Below are 931 nucleotides of genomic sequence, written 5' to 3'. Positions count from 1 at the left end.
CCCCCCCCCCCCCCCCCGTCCCCGCACCCGCGCACGAGGGGCGCACCCGGATCATCCGGGTGCGCCCCTCGCGCGCATCAAGGCGCCGGTGGGCGCCGGCCGCTTCCGGCCGGACGCCGTCCGGGCGCCGTTCAGTTGTGGCCGAAGCGCTTCTGCTTGCTCTTGCGGGCCATGTCGCCCGGGGTGACCTGCGTGGCCCGCTGCTCGCTCTGGGACTCCATCGAAGAGCTCCTGGCCTGCTGCTGACCGCGCTCCGCAGCGCTCGCCGACTTCGGCTGCTTCCGGTCCTTGTTCTTCGCCATGCTGAAGTGCCTCCACTCGGGACGACCCCCTGCGGTCACCCTCGCACGCACTGCCGAACCGCGCATTTCGGGTAATTACCGTGCGTGATGCGTGCACTTACCGCCGTGAGGGCGTATCCGCCACGCCGAAGATCCAGTTCGGACTGATAACCCCGGCACGGTCGGGCAGACTCCAGGGAAAGCCGAGGAGAACCGGGGCACTGCCGTGCCGGGGGCGACCGCAATTTCTGCACGCACAGAAAGAGGGTGGAACGTGGACCGCTGCGTCGTCCTGGTGGACGCCGGGTACCTGCTGGGCGCCGCCGCGAGCCTGCTGGCCGGCGAGCCCGCCCGGTCCCGCATCTCCGTCGACCACGCGATCCTCATCCAGGGGCTGCGCGAGCGCGCCGAGGCCGAGACCGAGCAGCCCCTCCTGAGGATCTACTGGTTCGACGGCGCGCCCGACCGGGTGCCCCAGCCCGAGCACCGCAGGCTCCGCGTCATGCCCCGGGTCACCGTCCGGCTGGGCGCCCTGACCCGCAGCGACGGCCGCTGGGCCCAGAAGGGCGTCGACGCCGCCATGCACGCCGAGCTCACCGAGCTCGCCCGCAACCGCGCCTGCTCCGACATCGTCCTCGTCACCGGCGACG

The 931-nt window shown here is 72.3% G+C and carries 1 protein-coding gene and 1 pseudogene; one reads left to right on the top strand and one right to left on the bottom strand.

The window, feature by feature from the left end:
- Positions 1–131: 131 nt before the first annotated feature.
- Positions 132–302 carry a hypothetical protein gene (locus ACSNOH_RS34930; protein ID WP_436725463.1) on the bottom strand — a complete coding sequence of 57 codons (171 nt, stop codon included), beginning with the start codon at positions 300–302 and terminating at the stop codon, positions 132–134.
- Positions 303–555: 253 nt separating this feature from the next.
- Between ACSNOH_RS34930 and ACSNOH_RS34925 the strand changes: the two are divergent.
- A pseudogene (locus tag ACSNOH_RS34925) lies at positions 556–931 on the top strand (NYN domain-containing protein); the annotation flags it as partial.

It is taken from the genome of Streptomyces sp. URMC 127, assembly GCF_051386535.1.
Lineage (GTDB): Bacteria > Actinomycetota > Actinomycetes > Streptomycetales > Streptomycetaceae > Streptomyces.
The sequence above is the reverse complement of the archived record's forward strand: the minus strand, read 5'-3'. Positions and strand labels throughout refer to the sequence as shown.